Source organism: Symbiobacterium terraclitae (genome assembly GCF_017874315.1).
In the GTDB taxonomy this organism is placed as follows: Bacteria; Bacillota; Sulfobacillia; order Symbiobacteriales; family Symbiobacteriaceae; genus Symbiobacterium; species Symbiobacterium terraclitae.
Genome location: NZ_JAGGLG010000063.1, coordinates 1 through 1,738 on the forward strand (window position 1 = coordinate 1; position 1,738 = coordinate 1,738).

The following is a 1,738-nucleotide window of genomic DNA, read 5'->3' on the forward strand; positions in this document are numbered from 1 at the left end:
GAGGGTGGTCAACTCTCGAACCCTCAAAACTAAACAGTGCAGTAGAGTGCCTTGCGGTCGTCATCTGCCCTCAGCCCGTTTTGCTCAGGCTGAGTATCGACCTAGGAGTCTTCCCCTTTCAGGGGAACGCTCTCCTTAGAAAGGAGGTGATCCAGCCGCACCTTCCGATACGGCTACCTTGTTACGACTTCACCCCAGTCACCGGCCCCACCTTCGGCGGCTGCCTCCCTTGCGGGTTAGCTCACCGACTTCGGGTGTTACCAGCTCCCATGGTGTGACGGGCGGTGTGTACAAGGCCCGGGAACGTATTCACCGCGGCATGCTGATCCGCGATTACTAGCAACTCCGACTTCACGCAGGCGAGTTGCAGCCTGCGATCTGAACTGGGACCGCCTTTGGCGGTTTCCTCCCCCTCACGGGTTCGGTTCGCTCTGTGGCGGCCATTGTAGCACGTGTGTAGCCCAGGACATAAGGGGCATGATGATTTGACGTCATCCCCACCTTCCTCCGGTTTGTCACCGGCAGTCTCGCATGAGTGCCCGACTTTACTCGCTGGCAACATACGATAGGGGTTGCGCTCGTTGCGGGACTTAACCCAACATCTCACGACACGAGCTGACGACAACCATGCACCACCTGTCTCACCGCTCCCTCGAAGAGGGCACCCCCGTATTTCTACAGGGTTCGGTGGATGTCAAGCCCTGGTAAGGTTCTACGCGTTGCTTCGAATTAAACCACATGCTCCGCTGCTTGTGCGGGCCCCCGTCAATTCCTTTGAGTTTCAACCTTGCGGCCGTACTCCCCAGGCGGAGTGCTTATTGCGTTAACTCCTGCACGAGGGGGGTCGATACCCCTCACACATAGCACTCATCGTTTACGGCTAGGACTACCAGGGTATCTAATCCTGTTTGCTCCCCTAGCTTTCGCGCCTCAGCGTCAGTTACTCCCCAGGCAGCCGCCTTCGCCACTGGTGTTCCTCCCGATCTCTACGCATTTCACTGCTACACCGGGAATTCCACTGCCCTCTAGAGCACTCAAGCCCGCCAGTTTCAAAGGCAACCCCGTGGTTGAGCCACGGGTTTTCACCCCTGACTTAACAGGCCGCCTACACGCCCTTTACGCCCAATAATTCCGGACAACGCTCGCCCCCTACGTATTACCGCGGCTGCTGGCACGTAGTTTGCCGGGGCTTCCTCGCCCGCTACCGTCCCCCCGGACCCATTTCCTGATCCGGTCCTTCGTCACGGGCAACAGAGCTTTACAACCCGAAGGCCTTCTTCGCTCACGCGGCGTTGCTGCATCAGGCTTTCGCCCATTGTGCAAAATTCCCGACTGCTGCCTCCCGTAGGAGTCTGGGCCGTGTCTCAGTCCCAGTGTGGCCGGTCGCCCTCTCAGGCCGGCTACCCATCGTCGCCTTGGTAGGCCGTTACCCTACCAACTAGCTAATGGGCCGCGGACCCCTCCTCATCCACCGCCTTGCAGCGCCTTTTCTCCCTGCCCCATGCGAGGCCGTGAGCTTATCCGGTATTAGCAGGCCTTTCGGCCTGTTATCCCAGAGATGAGGGTAGGTTATCCACGTGTTACTCACCCGTCCGCCGCTAAGCATAAGACCGAAGTCCCATGCTCCGCTCGACTTGCATGTCTTAGGCACGCCGCCAGCGTTCGTCCTGAGCCAGGATCAAACTCTCCGTTGAAAAGTTTGCTTGGCTCCCTTGGAGTCGTCGACTCGCAGGCTTCC

1 rRNA gene is annotated in these 1,738 nt (G+C 58.9%); it reads right to left on the reverse strand.

Annotated elements, in window-relative coordinates:
• Window positions 1-139: 139 nt before the first annotated feature.
• A 16S ribosomal RNA gene (locus J2Z79_RS18110) occupies window positions 140-1,694 on the reverse strand.
• Window positions 1,695-1,738: the final 44 nt, after the last annotated feature.